Genomic DNA, 577 nt, shown 5'->3' on the forward strand with positions numbered 1-577 from the left:
ACGTTTTTCACCCATCCCACCATCGCCGGTGTGTCTGAGGTTCTTGAAGAAGATCAGCAGGGAGGAAGTTATGAACCAATAGCAAGAATACAAGAATCAGATTCTTATGCCCTTACTGCCTCACAGCATCGTTTATGGATATTAAGCCAGCTCGATCAGGGATCTTTGGCTTATAACATGCCTGCCGCAGTTATCCTTAGCGGTCATATAGATCAGAGAGAGTTCGAAGCCTCGTTCCGGGCGCTTATCGCACGCCATGAAATCCTTCGCACGGTTTTCAGGACCAATGAACAAAATGAGATCCGTCAGTACATCCTTCCCGAAGACCAGGTAAACTTCAGGATCAGTCACGAAGACTTCAGTTCACATAAAAACCAGCAGGAAGCAATTTTAGCGAGTTTGCATCAAAAAAACAACGAGCTGTTTGACCTTGCCAATGGACCACTTATCCGTGGATCATTGCTGAAGCAAAAGCAGGACCAGTATGTATTTTTACTCTCCCTTCACCATATTATAGCCGATGGCTGGTCGATGGAGCTATTGCTCTCAGAGATCGTACAACTTTACAATAGCCTTG

1 protein-coding gene is annotated in these 577 nt (G+C 45.4%); it reads left to right on the forward strand.

Annotated elements, in window-relative coordinates; all coding sequences use genetic code 11:
- On the forward strand, positions 1-577 hold a 577-nt coding region (locus tag KHA90_RS25150; protein ID WP_244860609.1), incomplete at both ends, for a condensation domain-containing protein.

The organism is Flavobacterium psychroterrae (genome assembly GCF_018380615.1).
Taxonomy (GTDB): domain Bacteria; phylum Bacteroidota; class Bacteroidia; order Flavobacteriales; family Flavobacteriaceae; genus Flavobacterium; species Flavobacterium psychroterrae.